19 protein-coding genes are annotated in these 17,021 nt (G+C 56.3%); 8 read left to right on the top strand and 11 right to left on the bottom strand.

Annotation, left to right across the window (positions count from 1 at the left end; translation table 11 throughout):
• The first annotated feature begins 48 nt into the window (after positions 1-48).
• Positions 49-723, top strand: coding sequence for a PEPxxWA-CTERM sorting domain-containing protein (locus ACFCXQ_RS05900; RefSeq protein ID WP_379553987.1), 675 nt, complete (start codon positions 49-51; stop codon positions 721-723).
• 158 nt (positions 724-881) lie between these two features.
• Here the strand turns inward: ACFCXQ_RS05900 and ACFCXQ_RS05895 are convergent, their stop codons facing one another.
• The gene (locus ACFCXQ_RS05895; protein ID WP_379553985.1) at positions 882-1,421 is read right to left on the bottom strand and encodes a winged helix-turn-helix transcriptional regulator; all 540 of its coding nucleotides are present in this window, start codon (positions 1,419-1,421) and stop codon (positions 882-884) included.
• Positions 1,422-1,624: 203 nt separating this feature from the next.
• Between ACFCXQ_RS05895 and ACFCXQ_RS05890 the strand changes: the two genes are divergently transcribed.
• Complete coding sequence (locus ACFCXQ_RS05890; protein ID WP_379553984.1) at positions 1,625-1,969, top strand: CC_3452 family protein; 345 nt, start codon at positions 1,625-1,627, stop codon at positions 1,967-1,969.
• Positions 1,970-2,088: 119 nt separating this feature from the next.
• Here the strand turns inward: ACFCXQ_RS05890 and ACFCXQ_RS05885 are convergent, their stop codons facing one another.
• The 3 genes from ACFCXQ_RS05885 to galE all read right to left on the bottom strand — a co-directional run bounded on the left by ACFCXQ_RS05885 (position 2,089) and on the right by galE (position 4,083).
• On the bottom strand, positions 2,089-2,709 hold the full coding sequence (locus ACFCXQ_RS05885; protein ID WP_379553982.1) for an HAD family hydrolase: 621 nt from the start codon (positions 2,707-2,709) through the stop codon (positions 2,089-2,091).
• Positions 2,710-2,822: 113 nt separating this feature from the next.
• Positions 2,823-2,948, bottom strand: coding sequence for a type B 50S ribosomal protein L36 (gene ykgO / locus ACFCXQ_RS05880; RefSeq protein WP_007165381.1), 126 nt, complete (start codon positions 2,946-2,948; stop codon positions 2,823-2,825).
• Between the two features lie 109 nt (positions 2,949-3,057).
• On the bottom strand, positions 3,058-4,083 hold the full coding sequence (galE, locus tag ACFCXQ_RS05875; protein ID WP_379553979.1) for a UDP-glucose 4-epimerase GalE: 1,026 nt from the start codon (positions 4,081-4,083) through the stop codon (positions 3,058-3,060).
• A gap of 125 nt (positions 4,084-4,208) precedes the next feature.
• Between galE and ACFCXQ_RS05870 the strand changes: the two genes are divergently transcribed.
• Positions 4,209-4,808, top strand: coding sequence for a DUF4136 domain-containing protein (locus ACFCXQ_RS05870; RefSeq protein ID WP_379553977.1), 600 nt, complete (start codon positions 4,209-4,211; stop codon positions 4,806-4,808).
• A complete protein-coding gene (locus tag ACFCXQ_RS05865) occupies positions 4,805-5,932 on the top strand; it encodes a M14 family metallopeptidase (RefSeq protein WP_379553975.1) in 1,128 nt (375 codons plus the stop codon). The genes ACFCXQ_RS05870 and ACFCXQ_RS05865 overlap by 4 nt, the downstream gene beginning before the upstream one ends.
• Positions 5,933-6,044: 112 nt before the next feature.
• Here ACFCXQ_RS05865 and cdd read toward each other — a convergent pair whose 3' ends face one another.
• The 3 genes from cdd to ACFCXQ_RS05850 all read right to left on the bottom strand — a co-directional run bounded on the left by cdd (position 6,045) and on the right by ACFCXQ_RS05850 (position 7,748).
• Positions 6,045-6,476, bottom strand: a complete 432-nt coding sequence (gene cdd / locus ACFCXQ_RS05860) for a cytidine deaminase (RefSeq protein WP_379554560.1) — start codon at positions 6,474-6,476, stop codon at positions 6,045-6,047.
• 22 nt (positions 6,477-6,498) lie between these two features.
• Positions 6,499-7,161, bottom strand: a complete 663-nt coding sequence (locus ACFCXQ_RS05855) for a glycoside hydrolase family 25 protein (RefSeq protein ID WP_379553973.1) — start codon at positions 7,159-7,161, stop codon at positions 6,499-6,501.
• An 80-nt stretch (positions 7,162-7,241) separates the two neighbouring features.
• A complete protein-coding gene (locus ACFCXQ_RS05850; protein WP_379553971.1) occupies positions 7,242-7,748 on the bottom strand; it encodes a UPF0262 family protein in 507 nt (168 codons plus the stop codon).
• A 213-nt stretch (positions 7,749-7,961) separates the two neighbouring features.
• Here ACFCXQ_RS05850 and ACFCXQ_RS05845 point away from each other — a divergent pair, with 213 nt between their 5' ends.
• Positions 7,962-9,494: a replicative DNA helicase gene (locus ACFCXQ_RS05845; protein ID WP_379553969.1), complete on the top strand. Its 1,533-nt coding sequence runs from the start codon at positions 7,962-7,964 to the stop codon at positions 9,492-9,494.
• 33 nt (positions 9,495-9,527) lie between these two features.
• Here ACFCXQ_RS05845 and ACFCXQ_RS05840 read toward each other — a convergent pair whose 3' ends face one another.
• Positions 9,528-10,745 (bottom strand): phospholipase D-like domain-containing protein, encoded by a 1,218-nt coding sequence (locus ACFCXQ_RS05840; RefSeq protein ID WP_379553967.1) that lies wholly within the window; start codon positions 10,743-10,745, stop codon positions 9,528-9,530.
• A gap of 109 nt (positions 10,746-10,854) precedes the next feature.
• On the opposite strand from ACFCXQ_RS05840, the gene rpoZ reads away from it, so the two are divergent.
• Positions 10,855-11,199, top strand: coding sequence for a DNA-directed RNA polymerase subunit omega (gene rpoZ / locus ACFCXQ_RS05835; RefSeq protein WP_379553965.1), 345 nt, complete (start codon positions 10,855-10,857; stop codon positions 11,197-11,199).
• Positions 11,200-11,227: 28 nt separating this feature from the next.
• Here the strand turns inward: rpoZ and ACFCXQ_RS05830 are convergent, their stop codons facing one another.
• Positions 11,228-12,049, bottom strand: coding sequence for a sterol desaturase family protein (locus ACFCXQ_RS05830; protein WP_379553963.1), 822 nt, complete (start codon positions 12,047-12,049; stop codon positions 11,228-11,230).
• A gap of 93 nt (positions 12,050-12,142) precedes the next feature.
• Between ACFCXQ_RS05830 and ACFCXQ_RS05825 the strand changes: the two genes are divergently transcribed.
• Both ACFCXQ_RS05825 and ACFCXQ_RS05820 read left to right on the top strand, forming a co-directional pair.
• Entirely contained in the window at positions 12,143-13,291 is a 1,149-nt protein-coding gene (locus ACFCXQ_RS05825; protein WP_379553961.1) for a DUF3667 domain-containing protein, read from the top strand.
• A 316-nt stretch (positions 13,292-13,607) separates the two neighbouring features.
• A complete protein-coding gene (locus tag ACFCXQ_RS05820) occupies positions 13,608-14,195 on the top strand; it encodes a hypothetical protein (RefSeq protein WP_379553959.1) in 588 nt (195 codons plus the stop codon).
• Between the two features lie 7 nt (positions 14,196-14,202).
• On the opposite strand, the gene ftsH is transcribed toward ACFCXQ_RS05820, so the two are convergent.
• Together ftsH and ACFCXQ_RS05810 are read right to left on the bottom strand one after the other, a co-directional pair.
• Positions 14,203-16,164, bottom strand: a complete 1,962-nt coding sequence (gene ftsH / locus ACFCXQ_RS05815) for an ATP-dependent zinc metalloprotease FtsH (RefSeq protein WP_379553957.1) — start codon at positions 16,162-16,164, stop codon at positions 14,203-14,205.
• A gap of 144 nt (positions 16,165-16,308) precedes the next feature.
• Positions 16,309-16,947 carry a TetR/AcrR family transcriptional regulator gene (locus ACFCXQ_RS05810; protein ID WP_379553955.1) on the bottom strand — a complete coding sequence of 213 codons (639 nt, stop codon included), beginning with the start codon at positions 16,945-16,947 and terminating at the stop codon, positions 16,309-16,311.
• Positions 16,948-17,021: the final 74 nt, after the last annotated feature.

Below are 17,021 nucleotides of genomic sequence, written 5' to 3'. Positions count from 1 at the left end.
CTATGCAACAGATCGGGGCAACATAGGACGCTCTAAGGGGGGCAAAAAATGAAAAAAGCACTCGCTCTAACAGCTTTGGCTTGCGCTGGTTCGCTAGCTACAGCCGCGCCAGCTTCGGCGGAAATTATCACATATAATGTGACCAACTACACGGGTGGTTCACACGGTTTGTGGACGAATCAGCTCAACACCGCTGCAGAAAGACGCTATTCGTTCCAAGATGACGTGCGTTTTGTTGTCGACACCGTGGCAGGCACCGGAACATTTTCTGGTACGGCTATCAACAGCGTTGGTGCCGTCGCTTATCTGGACCTGTCGCTGAGCAATTTTCTTGAAACAACGTTTGGCACGGCATTTGAGTACAAGCAGCAGGGCGGCGCCGCTTATGATGCGATGAATGACATCAACGATGTCGACTTCTTCTCAGCAATGACCGGCACCATCACCATCGACGGCACGGCCTATAACATTAACGATCCGGCTTTCGCATCTAACACGGTATTTCAGTATGGTCTCGGCGCCAACGCCAAGAATGCCAACGAGTTTGGCGGCTCATCGTGGCTGAACGTTGAGGGTCAGAACCGTCACTGGGATATCAACTTCAACCTCTCAGCAGTTCCTGAGCCAGGCACATGGTTGATGATGATCCTCGGCTTCGGCGCAGTTGCGGGCGCAATGCGCTCAAACAAGCGTGAAGCACGCATGCGGGTTTCATACTCGTAAGTTAATCTGGTTTAGCCATCCTCGTTTCAATGGTCGGCGAGGATGGTTTTACCGCCCGACTGGGCATGAGGGCGCTCTGCTGATTGGCAGGGCGTCTTTTTTTGTAGTCTATTGAATGGGTGCGAGTGCAGGCGGCCGCTTTTGCTTTACGTCAAGTCTTAGCGACGCGCAGAAAGCGGCACGACCCGCCCATCATTGTCATCGCCAGAGTGCGGAGCAGCAACACTGCCATCCTCACGCACGCCAATCTGCTCGCTATCGACCAGACGCAAATCTTCATGTGTCAGCCGGCGACCATCATGAGCGCGAATGCTCATTTCGCCGATCGGCAAGCGATCCTGCTCATCCACTAGGACCGGATCTTCCATCACTTCTGCGCCGTATTTCTGGCCCCATTGCCGCAAGGCGAGCATGGCAGGCAGCAGATCAAAACCCTTTGCGGTGAGGCGATATTCGATTTTGCGACGATCCTCCGCCATCGGCTGGCGAGCGAGAATGTCATGCTCAACCAGCTTTGCGAGCCGGTTAGACAGGATATTGCGAGCAATGCCGAGCTCGGTCAGAAACTCTTCAAAGTGATGCAGCCCGTTGAAGCTGGCGCGCAGGATCATAAAACTCCAGCGTTCCCCCATCACTTCCAGCGCTTGCGGCAGTCCGCATTCGGTCAACTCGCGCAGTGGCTCTCTTAAATCGCCCATAACAGTCCTTTCCCGTGTCCTTTCTAGCGCGATTCAAAGAATCTGCAAAAAGGTTTCAGTTTTTAGTTGCAACTGAAAACCTAATTGAATAGGTAGTGATTCGCAACTGGTTGTTCTTTGCAACTTAATTGCAGGCAAACACAAGGCAATTCACGCGCCGCACACAATGGAAATGCCGCGCGGCAGATATAAGGAACGGACACATGACTATCTCTCTCCCCCGCTTGTCACGCGTCGGCGCACTGAGCGTCGCTCTCGCTTGGACTCTCGCAGCTTTCACCGCAGTGCTCACCCCGACCCCCGCAGAAGCACGCAGCGGCAGCAAGATTTTTTACACCGCTGAACTGGCGCAACCAACGGAAGAAAGCCGCGCTATTGCTGGCGGTGTCGCCTGGAGCTGTAAGGGCACCACTTGCGTAGCCGCCAAAGGCAACAGCCGCCCCGTGCGCGTATGCCGTGAACTGCAGCGTGAAGTCGGTAGTGTCGCGACCTTCACAGCGAAGGGCAAAGCGCTGGCCGAAGACAAGCTGGCGAAGTGCAACGGCTAAATCGTTTTAACACCCCCCCTCACTAGTCCACCCCCTCTCCATCCGGGTGGCACTATCAGAGGCTCTCGGCACCCCCGCCGGGAGCCTCCTTTTTTGGGGCTTTCGACTAGAGCGTTCACTCAGAACAGCAGTCCGCGCTCTTTCAAATCGGCTTCGAGTCGCTCAGCATCAGTGAAATGGTGCGCCTGCCAGCCACATTCCCGCGCTCCAACGATATTCGCCTCATTGTCATCAATGAAGATCATCTCATGCGGATCGTGCCCAAAGCGCTCAGCAGACAGCGCAAAGATCGCCGGATCAGGCTTCACCAAGCATTCCTTGCCTGAGACGACAATATCGCGGAACAGATCGAATATCGGCTGCGTTGGGCGAAACTGATCCCAAAACTCAGCGCCGAAATTGGTGATCGCAAACAGCGGCACGTTACGAGTCGCCAAAGCCTCAACCAGCTCAAGGCTCCCAGCAACAGGGCCCGGCACCGTCTCATTGAAACGCGTCGCATAAGCATCGAGCAAATGCGCATAGTCGGGAAAAAGAGCTTTGCGCTCTGGCACCATCTCGCCCAGCGGACGGCCCGCGTCATGCTCAAAATGCCATTCTTCCGTGATGACTTCGCTCAGAACCTTCTCAAGCTCAGCAGCGTCATCAACCAGTTTTTCAAACAGCGCGCTGAGTTGCCAGTCGAACAACACTCGCCCAACATCGAACACAACAGCCTTAACCGGGGGCATCTCACTCATACGGCTCTATTTCCCTAACAGAAGCGGCCCGCGCTTCCCAAAGGAAGCCGGGCCGATCTTACAAGAACATGTGAGCGGCGCGAACCGCTCCGAGTCGTCCAGCTCTTTGGCGCTTAGCCCTGGCGAGCCTTAAAGCGACGGTTGGTCTTATTAATGACGTAGGTGCGCCCACGGCGGCGAATCACACGGCAATCGCGATGGCGATTCTTGAGTGATTTCAGGCTATTGCGGATCTTCATGACTTATCTCGTCTGATGAAATGGTACTGTTAAAATAAACACGCGCCGGAGCTCTGGCCCCGACGCGGCGGTTTCTGCCTGCGCCCGATAGCCGCGACGGCCCGAGAGGTCAAGATTTCTTGCTCATCTCTGGCCGCACCTCAGCCAGGCGGCGTTCCCACTGCAAAGCATGCGAAACAATCACATCAAGATCGGCATATTTGGGCTGCCACGGCAAGGTCGCGCGAATCTTTGAAGGGTCAGACACCAGCGCCGCCGAATTGCCCGCGCGGCGCGGCTTCATCTCGCGTTTGATGGTGGCATTCGTCGTTCGGTCTACCGCATCGAGCACTTCGAGAACAGAAAAGCCTCGGCCATAGCCGCAATTCATCACAAGCGAGCGGGACGGCTGCTCGATCAGCCCTTCCAGCGCAAGCACATGTGCGGCAGCCAAATCGCTGACGTGAATGTAATCGCGCACCCCAGTGCCATCAGGCGTATCATAATCCGTGCCGTAGACATCGACATGCGACCGTTTGCCCGTCGCCGCCTCGCACGCAACTTTAATCAGATGCGTCGCACCAGCGGTCGATTGGCCTGTTCGCGCCTCCGGATCGGCGCCAGCGACATTGAAATACCGCAAGGCGCAGTAATTCATCCCGTGCGCGGCGGCGGTGTCCGAGAGCATTTGTTCGGTCATCAGTTTCGACCAGCCATAGGGATTGATCGGCACCGTTGGCGTCGTCTCTTGCACCGTTTCAACATCGGGAGCGCCATATGTCGCGGCAGTTGAGCTAAAGATGAAATGCGGCACGCCGGCCTTCACCGCAGCAGCCATCAATGCGCGGCTTTTGACCGTGTTATTCTCATAATAATCGAGCGGCTTCTCAACCGATTCCGGCACGACAATGGATCCGGCGAAGTGCATGATCGCGCGCGTTCCTTGCTCGGCGAAAATCCGCGCGAGCAAATCCGCGTCCGCAATATCGCCTTCGTAAAGCGGCACATCATCCGGCACAGCAAAGCGAAAGCCGGTCGACAAATTGTCGATAATCGCAACATCCCAGCCGGCATCTTTCAATGCGAGCACAGCATGGCTGCCAATATATCCTGCACCGCCAGTGACTAGCACCGGGCATTTTCTGACTTCATTCATGTGAGGCCCGCTAGCACGATGATGTTACAGGAATAAATGACTGACTTGGCAAATCTTATGTATAGTGGGCCATCGGGACAAAGCGCGCACGCCAAGTTAACGTCGGCAGAATTAGGAGTCGCATCATGATCCGCCCCGCAATTATCGCCATTTTCGCTGCATCTCTGACTGCCTGCGCCACTGCGCCCGGACCGGTGGAAGTCACGCGCTTTATTGCGCCGGAAAGTGCTTCGCAGCTCGGCACCGGAACTGTTTTCGTGACCGCCGCAACCGGCATAAAGCGTTCGCTCGAAGATGCCCCTTATCGCTCGGCTGTTGCGCAAGAATTGGAGGCTTTGGGCTATACCGAAGGCTCAAACACCGACGCTGCGCAGGTCGCAGAGGTCAGTGTCGAACGCTATGTTATGGATAACGGCCAGCGGCGCAGAGGCCCCGTTAGCGTGGGTGTTGGCGGCTCGACCGGCAGCTACGGCTCAGGCGTTGGCCTGGGCGTTGGCATTAATCTGGGCGGGGGCGGCGGACCCAAGGTAGGCACTGAGCTCACTGTGGTCATTCGCGATGCTGCAAGCGGCAATACCTTGTGGGAAGGCCGCGCAGATTTTGCAGTCAGCGAGAAATCAGACCTTGCACAAGGCAGCGCCAATGCGCAGACGGTCGCCAAAGCGTTGTTCCGGGAGTTTCCGGGCAATAATGGTGAAACAGTCAGCGTAAAGGTATCTGAGTGAACGACATCCGGATTGATAGCGAATTTGACAGCGGCAATATTGAAGTCCTTTCCATTGACGGCGCCAGCGCGAAGCTAGCCATACCGCTCGATGATGAGGCGGAGTTCAAGCAGTGGTTTCACTTTCGCGTCGCAGGCGCAGCGGGGCGCGAGCTAGAGCTGGTCATTACCGGGCTTGAGAAGAGCGCCTATCCCGGCGGCTGGCCTGGATACGACGCCTGCGTCTCAGAAGACCGCGAGTTTTGGGGCCGTGCACCCTCCAGCTATGATGCCAAGACCGATGGGGGCGCTCTGACCATTCGTTACACTCCGGCGAGCGATGTTGCATGGTTTGCCTATTTCGCACCATATTCGATGGAGCGGCATCACGATCTGGTATCGGAAGCCGCAGCGTGTGAGGGTGTCACACACCGAACGCTGGGCACGACGCTGGATGGTCAGCCGATTGATTGCCTCGATATGGGCGAAGGTGAGGCGCAGGTCTGGCTCTATGCGCGCCAGCATCCGGGCGAAACTCAGGCAGAATGGTGGATGGAAGGCGTGCTAGAAACGCTCACGGATCCTTCTGACAGTGTCGGGCGGATTTTGCGCCAGAAATGCCGCTTCCACATTGTGCCTAATTGCAATCCGGATGGCTCACGCCGCGGCAACCTACGCGTCAATGGAGTAGGCACCAATCTCAACCGCGAGTGGGCCGAGCCGACGCTGGAAAAATCACCCGAGGTGCTCGCGATCCGGGGTGCTATGGATGAAACGGGCGTAGACTTTGCCATTGATGCGCATGGCGATGAGGCGATCCCGGCGGCGTTTCTGGCCGGGTTTGAGGGCATCCCGAGCTGGACCGATGAACAAGGCGAGAGCTATTACCGCTATGAGCGTATCCTCAACCGCCGCACGCCCGATTTCCAGACTGAGCTTGGCTATCCAAAATCTGCACCCGGCAAAGCCAACCTATCCATGAGCACCAACCAAGTGGCCGAACGCTTTGGCGCAACGGCGATGACCTTGGAAATGCCGTATAAGGACAATCCGAAAGATCCTGAGCCTGAGCAGGGCTGGTCACCGGAACGCTCAAAAATGCTTGGCCGCGATTGTATGGCGGCCCTGTTGGAGTGGTTGGGGTGATAATCTAAGTTCTGTACCACCCACTCCCTCCACCCTTCCACCCGGAACCTACCAGGGCACTATCCGGGTGGAAGGGTGGAGGGAGTGGGTGGCTAGGCACCAAAACAAAAACCTAACCCAAGTTTGCAGGGCCAAATGCGGCAGGCAAAAGTGCGCTGAGCTTCACCGTTTTGACGGTATCCGCGCCGTTTTCACCAACGCCGACGCAGTGAATATCCGGGTCTGTTCCGCCCAATTGTGCTAACTCATTGAGCACTTGCCGGCAACGGCCGCATGGCGTGATCGGCGCGCCCTCGCCTTTGTCTGCCGGGCCTGTGACAGCAACCGCGGTTAAGCCCCCGCGTCGCCCGTCTGCCATTGCTTTTGCCACAGCCACCGTCTCCGCACAGAGCGCCAGGCCGTAGCTCGCATTCTCAATATTCGTACCGGTAAATACCGCATCGTCATCAAACAGCAGCGCTGCACCCACCGAATACTCGGAATAGGGCGAATAGGAATGCTCCGCTGCGCCGCGTGCCGCCGCGATCAAATCCGCATCAGTCATCATCGCGCCCTATCTCCTATCATCATGGCCGCACCACAACCCACGATAGCGGTTCATCTGCGGCCTCAGTCCGCAATGTCTCATTGGCCGTCCATAAAGTCCAAGGACGCCCGCCATATGTCGGTTCAAACCAATTTTGCATCAGCCAGATATTGCGCTCAATCCGGCTCGCAATACCATAGCGTTCCTCAAAATCCTGATCGATCGCCAATATCGCAGGCTTGCCCGAATGCGCCTCAATCTGATTGATCAGCGTCATCAGCTCGCTCTGGATTGCCGCACGCGTCGCCGGCCTTGGGCAATTCTCGCCAGTGTTGCGCAGCGCAATGGCTGGCGGCAACAGCTCCGCATCGCGCGGGACCATGATCACGAAATTGGCGGATTGCTGATCGGCCAGGGCGCATGGGTCAAAGATATGCACCGCGCCAATTGGCAGGCCCGCCGCGCGCGCTTCGGCAAAGTTGTCGACAAAGCGGACGTCTCGCTCATCGCTACCGCCACTCGCTTCAAGATAGGCAAAGCCCGCGCCAAGGCCTTTCAACGTGCGGAAATTCACCGGGCCATCGGCGGCTGAAATGAGTGCGCCCTGATCAGGCCACACCGCTTCATCAGGTTGCCAGTGCTGCCCTTCCCACCAGACCCAGGAGGCCGCTATCAGTACAATAAGCAGAAGCAACGCAATCATCCGCGCGCCCCACCCTGCACCGCGCCTCCGCGCCTTTCGCCGAGGGCGTGGCTTTGCTTGTTTGCGCGCCAACTCTCCGCTCAGCCTTTGATGTGCAGTACGCAAATCAGCGTGAAGAGACGCCGCGCAGTGGCAAAGTCGGTTTCAACTTTGCCCTCCAACCGTTCCAGCAACAGTTCAGCCGCTTTATTATGGATACCGCGGCGCGCCATATCGATCGTCTCAATCTCAGCCGGCGTCGCTTTGCGGATCGCCTGATAATAGCTGTCGCAAATGGCGAAGTACTCACGAATTGGCCGCCGAAAACGCGCCAAGCCCAGCACCAATTCTTCTGCCACTTGGCCCTCTTCAGAGGAAATGGTCAGCTTGAGCCGCCCATCGAGCACACCCAATTGCAAATGATACGGGCCGGTCAGGCCGCGCTCCACAGCGCGCAGCGGCTTAAAACTGTTCTCTTCAATCAAGTCAAAGATCGCCACACGCCGTTCTTGCTCGATATCTGCATTGCGCCAGATAATCGTCTGCTCATCGAGCTCAATCGCAGCGATTCGAAACTCGCCGGTGCCTGAAGGTGTGGATTCGCCCATACTTACAAGCGTGCTTTCGCAGACGGTGCATGAACACTGCAAGAGCAGCGTTGAAACAACGCGCTATTTTTAACAGTTGTTGCGGTTTGAAAGCCGCGCCCGATTGCCGCCCTCGGCGGGAGCAACAGCTGTCCCCGCAATCCACAACCCTGCACAAGAACTTTGAGCAGTTGCCGCCTTGCCCATGCCCAATTGCTGCCTCATGGAGCACACATGTCATCAGATGATCTCCTTATCCGCCCAGACGATTCGACGCAGCACAAGGTAAGCGGCGGCGCAGAAGCGGCGCGCGCGCTGCCCTCTAATATTGAGGCAGAGGCCGCTTTTCTGGGCGCGGTGCTGATTGACAATAAAGTCATCGAAGAGCTGCAAATCCCGATCCGCCCTGATCACTTTTTTGAGCCTGTACATCAGCGGATTTTTGACCGCGCGCAGACGCTGATTGAGCGCAATTCGCTCGCGACGCCGGTGACGCTCAAGCCCTATTTTGAGGCGGATGAAGCGCTCGGCCAACTTGGCGGCACGACTTATCTGGCGCGGTTGACGGCTGATGGTCAGGGCCTCTTGAACCCGCGCGAACTTGCTAGCCAGATTTATGATTTAGCGCTCCTGCGCGAACTCGTTAGCGTCGGCCGCAATCTGGTGGAGGGCGCGCTCGATACGTCTGAAACGCTCGCTCCAATGGATCAGATTGCCGAGGCCGAAGCGGATTTGTTTAAGGTGGCTGAAGGCGCGACCACTGGATCGCAGGAAACCGATTTCCGTACCGCCTCGCTCGCGGCACTCAAGATGGCCGAAGCGGCGATGAATTCTGATGGCGGGCTCTCTGGTAAAACCTCGGGCCTTGCCTCGATCGATGAGAAAACCGCAGGCTTACACGAATCCGATTTGATCATTCTTGCGGGGCGTCCGGGCATGGGCAAAACCTCGCTCGCCACAAATATCGCCTTCAATTGTGCCGAGGCGCATTTGCAGCATCAAAGCGAAGGCGGCCCCTTCAATTACGGCGGGCCAGTCGCCTTTTTCAGTCTCGAGATGAGCGCTGATCAGCTCGCCACGCGTATTCTTGCCGAACAGGCCGAGATCACCTCAGAGAACCTCCGGTCCGGTAAAATCACCCGCGAGGAGTTCCAGAAACTCTCCTTCGCCAGCCAAAAACTGGCCGAGCTACCGCTGTTTATCGATGATACACCGGCGCTGACCATTGCCGCTTTGCGCACGCGTGCGCGCCGCCTCAAACGCCGTCACGACATAGGCTTGATCGTGGTCGATTATCTGCAATTGCTGCAAGGCTCTGGTCGTTCTCAGGACAACCGCGTCAATGAAATTTCAGAAATCAGCCGGGGCCTTAAAACACTCGCGAAAGAGTTGAACGTGCCCGTTATCGCTCTTTCCCAGCTTAGCCGTGCAGTGGAACAACGCGAGGATAAGCGCCCGATGCTGTCCGACCTGCGCGAATCTGGCTCGATTGAGCAGGATGCGGACATGGTGTGGTTCATTTACCGCGCGGATTATTATCATGAGGCATCGCGGCCCGATTTCCCTGGTGCGGAAAGCAGCGCGGACGTGCAGGAGAAGTACCGCATTTGGGAAGAGCGCTATCTGGAGCTACGCAACAAAGCGACGCTGATTGTCGCAAAACAGCGGCACGGCTCGACCGGCAATGTGCCGCTTCACTTCCAGGCCGAAATCACCAAATTCACCAGCCCAAGCAAGCGCGATTACTCTGAGTGGGGAGAGGGTTAGACCGGAGCCGGCACGAGCCGTGCATCAGGCCGCTCACATCCTCAAGTTGAGCCTGCGCGTTACCGTATAATCGAGCGCTGACACCAGAAACAGGCTCGCCAACCAACGCATATAGGAAAAGAAGCCGCGCCGCTGGCAGTGGACCGCATAAGTGACCTGCTCGGATGCCTCAGCCATTTCATCAATGAGCGCGCGCATCTGGCTTGCCAGCTCCGCATCTTCAAAGCGGAACATCAGCTCCAGATTAAGCCGGATTGAGCGGTGATCGAAGTTAGCGCTGCCAAAATATACCGCGTCGTCAATCACCAACACTTTCATATGCAGCTTACTCGGCCGGAATTCGTAAATCTGGCAATCATCGCGCAGCAATGCCCCATAAAGCGCGCGCGCTGCACTGATCGTTGTGGTGTTGTCGCTCTTACCCGCCAACACCAACCGCGCTTGCCCGCGCTTTGATATTCGGCGGATCAGTCGGCGGAAACTCAGCGGCGGAGAGAAATAGGCCATCACCAGGTCAAGTCGGCTGGCCTTGCGCAAATCCGCCTTCACCTGCCGCGCCCAATTGCTCGGGACGGCCGTTGGCCCGCCCACCAACATCCTTACCGCGCTGTCCCCCGGATCCCACTCGCGCACCATCGTGCGAATAGTGCGATACCGCGCGTGCCTATCCTCAATCCAATCGGCAATTTGCCTGTACCATCCGAGCAGATGCTCCACCACTGGGCCCTCGACCCTAACCCCAAGATCGCACCAGCCATTTTCCTCCGGCGGCGCGAAATAGTGGTCCGAGACATTAAAGCCGCCAACGAGAGCGGTTTTGCCATCAGCAATCGCCATCTTTTGATGATTGCGAATGAGGTATCGGCGGCTCCAGCGAGGGTTAAAAAGAGCAAAGCTTCCGCCGACATCGCGGAGGGGTCTGAAAAAGGCTTCACCTGCATCAGTACCGAAGCGGTCAACTATCAGCTGGACGTCTACCCCGCGCTCCGCCGAAGCGACCAAGGCTGAGAGCACGCCCGCGCCCGATTCGTCATCTTGAAACATGTAATAGAACAAATGCAACGTATGCTGAGCGCTCTCGATAAGCTCAAGCAGCGCCGCATAGCGCCCCGCCCCATCTGGCAGGAAGTCGAGTTTATGGCCGTGCGAGGCCGCCGAAAATGGGGTTGGGTGCCCGCAATCCTCTGGCGCACCCGCTTCCTGCCGCTCGTCTTGGGCGCTTTCTCTATCGGGGGCCATTTCGCGGGGCATGCTGCCGCCTATATACCCTTTATCAGCCAGTGCACGATTCCTTGACTCGCAGGGCGCTCCCGCCTAATTGCCTGTCAATTCCGAAAAGCTAGTTTAACTGGAGTGCTTCATGGCGCGCGTTACCGTCGAAGATTGCGTAGATAAAGTTCCAAACCGTTTTGATCTCGTTCTGCTTGCTGCTCAGCGCGCGCGTGAGATTTCTGGCGGTGCTGAACTGACGCTTGAACGTGACCGCGATAAGAACCCGGTTGTGGCTCTGCGCGAAATCGCCGAGCAGACGATCAAGCCGAAAGAGCTTAAGGAAGCTGCGATCACCAATCTGCAGAAAATCCTCCCTGATGATGAGGATGATGCGGATGAGGTAAGCTCACTGAGCCAGTCTGCTGAAGCGCTGCGCATCACGGCATCTGCGCCGACCCGTTCGACGTCAATCGGTGCTGACTTCGAGGGCTAAGGCCCTTACCAGATTCGCTAGAATCGGATTACGTATCTTCTTTCAGGGGCGTTTCGCTCTTGAAAGGGAGCGTAAGACTGAACCCCAGGCCATTCGGCCGGCTGTCCTGATAATCAGGCATGCCGATGGTCAGGTCATGGCGGCCGCCCCGTGAGCGGGCGCTATAAGAGCCAAACACCCGGTCCCACACGCTGAGCAACGTACCATAATTGCTATCGCTTTCCGTCCGGTGCACCGAGTGGTGAATGCGGTGCATATCGGGTGTAACAAAGATAAGCCGCACCAGTCGGTCGATTTTCGGCGGCAGACCGACATTGGCATGGGTAAAAATGGTCGCGGCGTTAAAGATCACCTCGAACAGGAACACCGCCAGCACCGCTGGCCCGATCAGTACCACGCAGCTCATTTTATAGAGCATTGAGAGCATGATCTCAAACGGGTGGAAACGCGCCGCCGTGGTGATATCAAAATCAGGGTCCGCATGGTGGACCTTGTGCATCCGCCACAGGAACGGAATGCGATGCGTGATGCGATGCTGCGCGTAAATGATCAGATCAAGCAGCAGGAAAGCGATGATGAACTCGGCCCAAACCGGCAGCTCGACCAGATTAAGCAATCCCCATCCGCGCATTTGCGCAAATCCAGCCGCGCCAATCATCAAGAGCGGGATCGCGGCGCGCACAAGCACCGTGTCGAGGACAAACAGGCTCAAATTGGTGAACCAGCGCTGCCCGCGAGGATGGCGGAGCCTGCGATGCGGCACAACCGCTTCCAATATCGCAAAGCCGATAAACACCGCCGCCATGACGCCAATCGCCCATAATGCGCTTATTTCGCTCGTGATATCCACGCGCGCACTTGTCGCAAGAGCACGTGCGCGGTGCAAGTCTCCATTGCGCAGCACTCTGCGGTATTTATAAGGACAGTGTAACAGGGGTATTCGATGAGCGATTTTGGTGATGCTATTGGGACGGCGACGACCGGCGGACTAGTCGCCGGCGCGGTTGATGGCCCCGGAAGCGGAAAGAAAGAACCGCGGAAAAAAGGTGAGCGCTCACCCGTTGCCAGCAACATCAAAATGACCGAGCTCGTCAAAGGCCATTTCGCTGAGAAGCTCTGCCTCAACTGCGGCACTGAGCTAATTGGATCACATTGCCATTCTTGCGGGCAGAAAGCACATTTGCACCGCACCATCGGCGCGTTCCTGCACGATATTCTGCACGGCGCACTGCATTTTGATGGCAAGACCTGGCGCACATTGCCCAAGCTCATTTTCAAGCCTGGCAAGCTAACCCGCCGCTATATCGATGGCGAACGTGCCCGCTTCGTTTCGCCGATTGCGCTGTTCCTGTTCAGCGTTTTCCTGATGTTTGCGGTGTTTCAAGCGATCGGGCTGACCACGCCCACCAATATCGCTGCACCTCAAAATTTGGGCGTAGGGCTTGAACAAGCGCAAGAAGAACTTGAGGCCGATCTTGCTGAAGTACAGGCCGAACTTGATGGCCTACCGGAGGATGACCCGAGGCGAGAGGAGGTGCAGGCGCGCCTCACTGGGGTCACCGAAGGGGCGAAGGCTATTTCCAGCATAAATCAGAACTTGCCCTCGGACGGCACGACTACAATCGACCTCTCAGGTGCTGAATTTTCCGGCACAGGCATCGATTTTATCGACAAGAACATCATCAAAAAATGGAAAGAGAATCCGGGCCTGATGCTCTACAAGCTTCAGGCCAATAGCTATAAATTTAGCTGGATGCTGATCCCGATTTCGATCCCGTTCGTATGGCTGATGTTCTTCTGGCGGCGGCGCTTTCGCGCCTATGACCATGCAATCTTTGTCACATATTCTTTGGCATTTATGTCTTTGCTCTTTGTCACCTTATCGGTTGCAGCAACGCTCGGCGCGCCAACGCCTTTGATAGCGCTATCCGCTATCTTCATCCCGCCGCTGCATATGTATAAACAGCTCAAATATGGTTATGAGCTGAGCCGCGCGGGCGCGCTACTCCGCACCTTCTTGCTGACCAACATTGTGGTGTTTGTCGTCTTGGCGATTTTCTTATGGCTGCTGATCGCGCTTGGGGCCTTTTAGTTAGTTCCTCGTATTTATACAATACACTTAGCAAGTAAATAGAAGACCCCGCATTAAATAGATGTGGAGCGTCACTATGAGGATCAAGTTTTTTACTACACTAATACTGACTGGATCAGTGACTTTGTCCGGATGCAGCCATACGGCAAACAGCTTTTATGGGCCGCCCCGTCCAATCCAGGCGGGAAAAATTGGCGGGGAGAACAAGTGCCCAGCGGAGCCCGCGAATATAGAAAGTGAAAGTCTAGAAAGTCACTTTCGCGCTAAGGCTTGCCTGTCACTCAAAAAGCCAATGGATCACGTCAGGGCAGTGGCGATGTATGAGGCTGGTTTTCGCCTGGTCCATGCGCGATGCAACGACTTTTTTGCGCAAAAGGCGGGAACGCAGCTCGGAATCAACACTGCATTTGACTCAGTTGCCCCAATCGTCGCGTTACTGACCGGCATTTTGTCCATTTCAAATGTCGCGGACTCGAGGCGGAGAGATTATGAGTCAGCGCTGGCCTTCGGCTCAACCGCACTGACCGCAGGTCGTAAGGTCTATGAAACCAACTTTCTCTTTGCTGCCGAGAACACCGAAAGCGTGCGAAAATTGACCGTCGACACACTTAATGAGCACGCGAACAGTGTCAGAACCAAATTTTCTGAGGATAGCCACTCATTTTACACATCGACGCAATATGTTATCGAAAACCAGATGATCTGCACACCTGGAAAAATGCGCGATCTGGTCCAAGGTGCGATCAATAATCAAAAGTTTGCCTTCAGCGCACGGGGAACCGGCGATGAAGATACAGCTACTGGCGACGGTAGTGTCAGCGTTGCAGGCGAAGGTGGTGAGCGCGACAACGCCATGCAGAAACCACCGGCAGGGGCGCCCTTAGATATGAAGCCCGTCGACTAAACCTCCTCTAAGCGCCCTGCGGCTCAGCGTCGCCGCCGCCGAACTTCTTGCCAGCCTTAGGAATGGCTGAGCCTTGGCTTGGTTTTACAACCGCCGGTCCGCTTGGCTTGTCTGGACGGTCAATTTTTCCATCCTTCATCAAATTGTCGATGTCATCGCCGGTCAGCGTCTCATATTCGAGCATCGCTTGCGCTAGCAGGTGGAGCTTGTCTTCCTGCTCCGTCAGGACATCGCGGGCACGCTTCAGCCCGCCTTCGACCAGATCCTTGATTTCTGCATCGATGAGCTTGTTGGTCTCACCGCCACCCATTGTGCGCGCGGTTTGGCCCATGCCCAGATAGCCCTCTTGGCTTTCCTCATATTGAAGCGGACCGAGCTTGTCCGACATGCCCCATTTGGTGACCATGTTGCGGGCGAGATCAGTCGCATATTGGATATCGCCTGATGCGCCGCTCGAGACCTTATCGTGGCCGAAGATGATTTCTTCAGCGACACGCCCACCCATAGCGACCGCTAGGTTGGCGTGCATTTTGTCGCGGTGATAGGAGTAGCTATCCCGCTCCGGAAGACGCATGACCATGCCCAATGCCCGCCCGCGCGGAATGATCGTCGCCTTGTGAATTGGATCAGAAGCCGGCTCATTGATGCTGACCAGAGCATGGCCCGCCTCGTGATAAGCGGTCATCTTCTTTTCGTCCTCGGTCATGACCATTGAGCGGCGTTCTGCGCCCATCATGACCTTGTCCTTGGCGTCCTCAAATTCCTGCATCGCGACGAGGCGCTTGTTACGGCGCGCCGCCAGCAATGCCGCTTCGTTGACGAGGTTCGCAAGATCCGCACCGGAGAAGCCCGGCGTGCCGCGTGCAATCGTGCGCGAATTTACGTCTGGTGCCAGTGGAACTTTCTTCATGTGAACACCGAGAATTTTCTCACGGCCTTCAATATCCGGCACAGGCACCACGACCTGACGGTCAAAGCGGCCCGGACGCAGCAGCGCGGGGTCAAGCACGTCAGGGCGGTTCGTCGCGGCGATGATGATAATACCTTCATTCGCCTCAAAGCCGTCCATCTCAACCAAGAGCTGGTTCAGCGTTTGCTCGCGCTCGTCATTCGAGTTGCCGAGACCATGACCACGGCTACGACCGACGGCGTCAATCTCGTCAATGAACAGGATACACGGCGCATTCTTCTTCGCCTGCTCAAACATGTCGCGCACGCGGCTCGCGCCCACGCCGACAAACATTTCGACAAAGTCAGAACCCGAAATGGTAAAGAATGGCACGCCCGCCTCGCCCGCAATTGCGCGCGCCAGCAATGTCTTACCCGTACCCGGCGAGCCGACCAGCAAAGCGCCCTTGGGGATTTGTCCGCCAAGCTTGGAGAAACGACCTGGATCTTTCAGAAACTCAACTATCTCTTCTAGCTCTTCGCGCGCCTCATCAATCCCGGCCACATCTTCAAACGTCACCTTGCCCTGGCGCTCAGTCAGCATCTTGGCCTTGGATTTGCCAAAGCCCATTGCGCCGCCAGCGCCGCCGCCTTTTTGCACTTGGCGCAGCGCAAAGAAAGCAATGCCCAAGATCAGGATGAACGGCAGCGATTGGATCAGCACATACGTGAATACGCCCATCTCTTCCTTCTCAGCGCCAGAATACGGCACGCCCTTCTCTTCCAAGAGAGCTGGCAAAGTGCTGTCACTTGAGACAGGAACGGTGGAGAACGTTTCGCCATTGCTGAGCGTGCCAGTGATCAGATCATCGGCAATCTGCACGTCTTTGACCGTGCCCTCAGAAACCTTGTCACGGAACTCGGAATAGCCCAGCTGCTCGCCCGCAGGCGCTTGGCCGCCGCCAAATGCCGTGACGGTAATCAGCAGGGCTAGGAATACACCGCCCCAAATAACGAGACTTTTGATCCATGGATTCGGACCATTTTCCTGCGGATCGTTGGGCTGATTCTGGTCATTCATGAGGGGATAGTCCTTTCAAGACACCCAATGTAGGCATGCACTGGTGAATGGCAAGTTGATCAGCGCCCGATAAAATCGCCAATTTTTTCGATGGCACAATTCGAGAAACTTAGCCGTCAGAAGTTAACGGCATGGGGGGCGCGCCTATTCCGCCTCAGAATCAACGCCATATGCGCGGAAAAATACCTCGACTGCGCCTGCGATGCGCTCCTCATTGCGCTTTTCATCAATAGGTTCGCCAAAGCGGCGTTCAAGATCGCCCATACCCTTGCACATAGACACGAACTGCTCCGCAGCGAGCTCATGATCGGTAATCGCAAGCTCGCCTGCTTCACTCATCGCGCGCAAAAATGCCGTGAAAGCGGTTTTCATACGATACGGTCCGGCGGCCAAAAACGCCGCTCCGATGGCTGGTTCATGCTCAGTTTCAGCGGCAATACGGCGATCAAACTGAACCATCTCGTCCCGCGAGAGAAACGCCGTCATCGCTTCACCGATTGCGATTAGACGTTGGCGAACAGTGCCCGCTGGCATGGAAGGAACAGCAAAGCTGCTGCGCATCTTCTCACATTCATGCTCAACTGCCGCTGTGAAAAGCGCTCGCTTGTCACCAAAGCGGTTGTAGATCGTGACTTTGGAAACGCCAGCAATCGCCGCAACTTGCTCGATCGAGGTGGCCGCGAAACCAACGTCAAAAAAGCTCTGCGCAGCGGCCAAAACAATCGCCTCCCGCTTATCGGGATCGATTGGCCTGCCAGCACGTTTTGATTCAAGACTTGACAAAGTGAACGCTTCCGTTCAGTTGAACGACACCGTTCAGTAATGGCCGAATTGGCTTGTGAAAGCAAGTCAGCCCC

Source organism: Qipengyuania rhodophyticola, assembly GCF_042493225.1.
Lineage (GTDB): Bacteria > Pseudomonadota > Alphaproteobacteria > Sphingomonadales > Sphingomonadaceae > Erythrobacter.
The sequence above is the reverse complement of the archived record's forward strand: the minus strand, read 5'-3'. Positions and strand labels throughout refer to the sequence as shown.

Excerpts from the sequence above, each read along its gene's own strand:
- ykgO (WP_007165381.1), bottom strand. The coding sequence starts at position 2,948 with ATGAAGATCCGCAATAGCCTGAAATCACTCAAGAATCGCCATCGCGAT.
- galE (WP_379553979.1), bottom strand. The coding sequence starts at position 4,083 with ATGAATGAAGTCAGAAAATGCCCGGTGCTAGTCACTGGCGGTGCAGGA.
- ACFCXQ_RS05850 (WP_379553971.1), bottom strand. The coding sequence starts at position 7,748 with ATGGGCGAATCCACACCTTCAGGCACCGGCGAGTTTCGAATCGCTGCG.
- ACFCXQ_RS05845 (WP_379553969.1), top strand. The coding sequence starts at position 7,962 with ATGTCATCAGATGATCTCCTTATCCGCCCAGACGATTCGACGCAGCAC.
- ACFCXQ_RS05840 (WP_379553967.1), bottom strand. The coding sequence starts at position 10,745 with ATGCCCCGCGAAATGGCCCCCGATAGAGAAAGCGCCCAAGACGAGCGG.
- ACFCXQ_RS05900 (WP_379553987.1), top strand. The coding sequence starts at position 49 with ATGAAAAAAGCACTCGCTCTAACAGCTTTGGCTTGCGCTGGTTCGCTA.
- cdd (WP_379554560.1), bottom strand. The coding sequence starts at position 6,476 with ATGACTGATGCGGATTTGATCGCGGCGGCACGCGGCGCAGCGGAGCAT.
- ACFCXQ_RS05855 (WP_379553973.1), bottom strand. The coding sequence starts at position 7,161 with ATGATTGCGTTGCTTCTGCTTATTGTACTGATAGCGGCCTCCTGGGTC.
- ACFCXQ_RS05885 (WP_379553982.1), bottom strand. The coding sequence starts at position 2,709 with ATGAGTGAGATGCCCCCGGTTAAGGCTGTTGTGTTCGATGTTGGGCGA.
- ACFCXQ_RS05825 (WP_379553961.1), top strand. The coding sequence starts at position 12,143 with ATGAGCGATTTTGGTGATGCTATTGGGACGGCGACGACCGGCGGACTA.
- ACFCXQ_RS05890 (WP_379553984.1), top strand. The coding sequence starts at position 1,625 with ATGACTATCTCTCTCCCCCGCTTGTCACGCGTCGGCGCACTGAGCGTC.
- ACFCXQ_RS05870 (WP_379553977.1), top strand. The coding sequence starts at position 4,209 with ATGATCCGCCCCGCAATTATCGCCATTTTCGCTGCATCTCTGACTGCC.
- ACFCXQ_RS05895 (WP_379553985.1), bottom strand. The coding sequence starts at position 1,421 with ATGGGCGATTTAAGAGAGCCACTGCGCGAGTTGACCGAATGCGGACTG.
- ACFCXQ_RS05820 (WP_379553959.1), top strand. The coding sequence starts at position 13,608 with ATGTATGAGGCTGGTTTTCGCCTGGTCCATGCGCGATGCAACGACTTT.
- ftsH (WP_379553957.1), bottom strand. The coding sequence starts at position 16,164 with ATGAATGACCAGAATCAGCCCAACGATCCGCAGGAAAATGGTCCGAAT.
- rpoZ (WP_379553965.1), top strand. The coding sequence starts at position 10,855 with ATGGCGCGCGTTACCGTCGAAGATTGCGTAGATAAAGTTCCAAACCGT.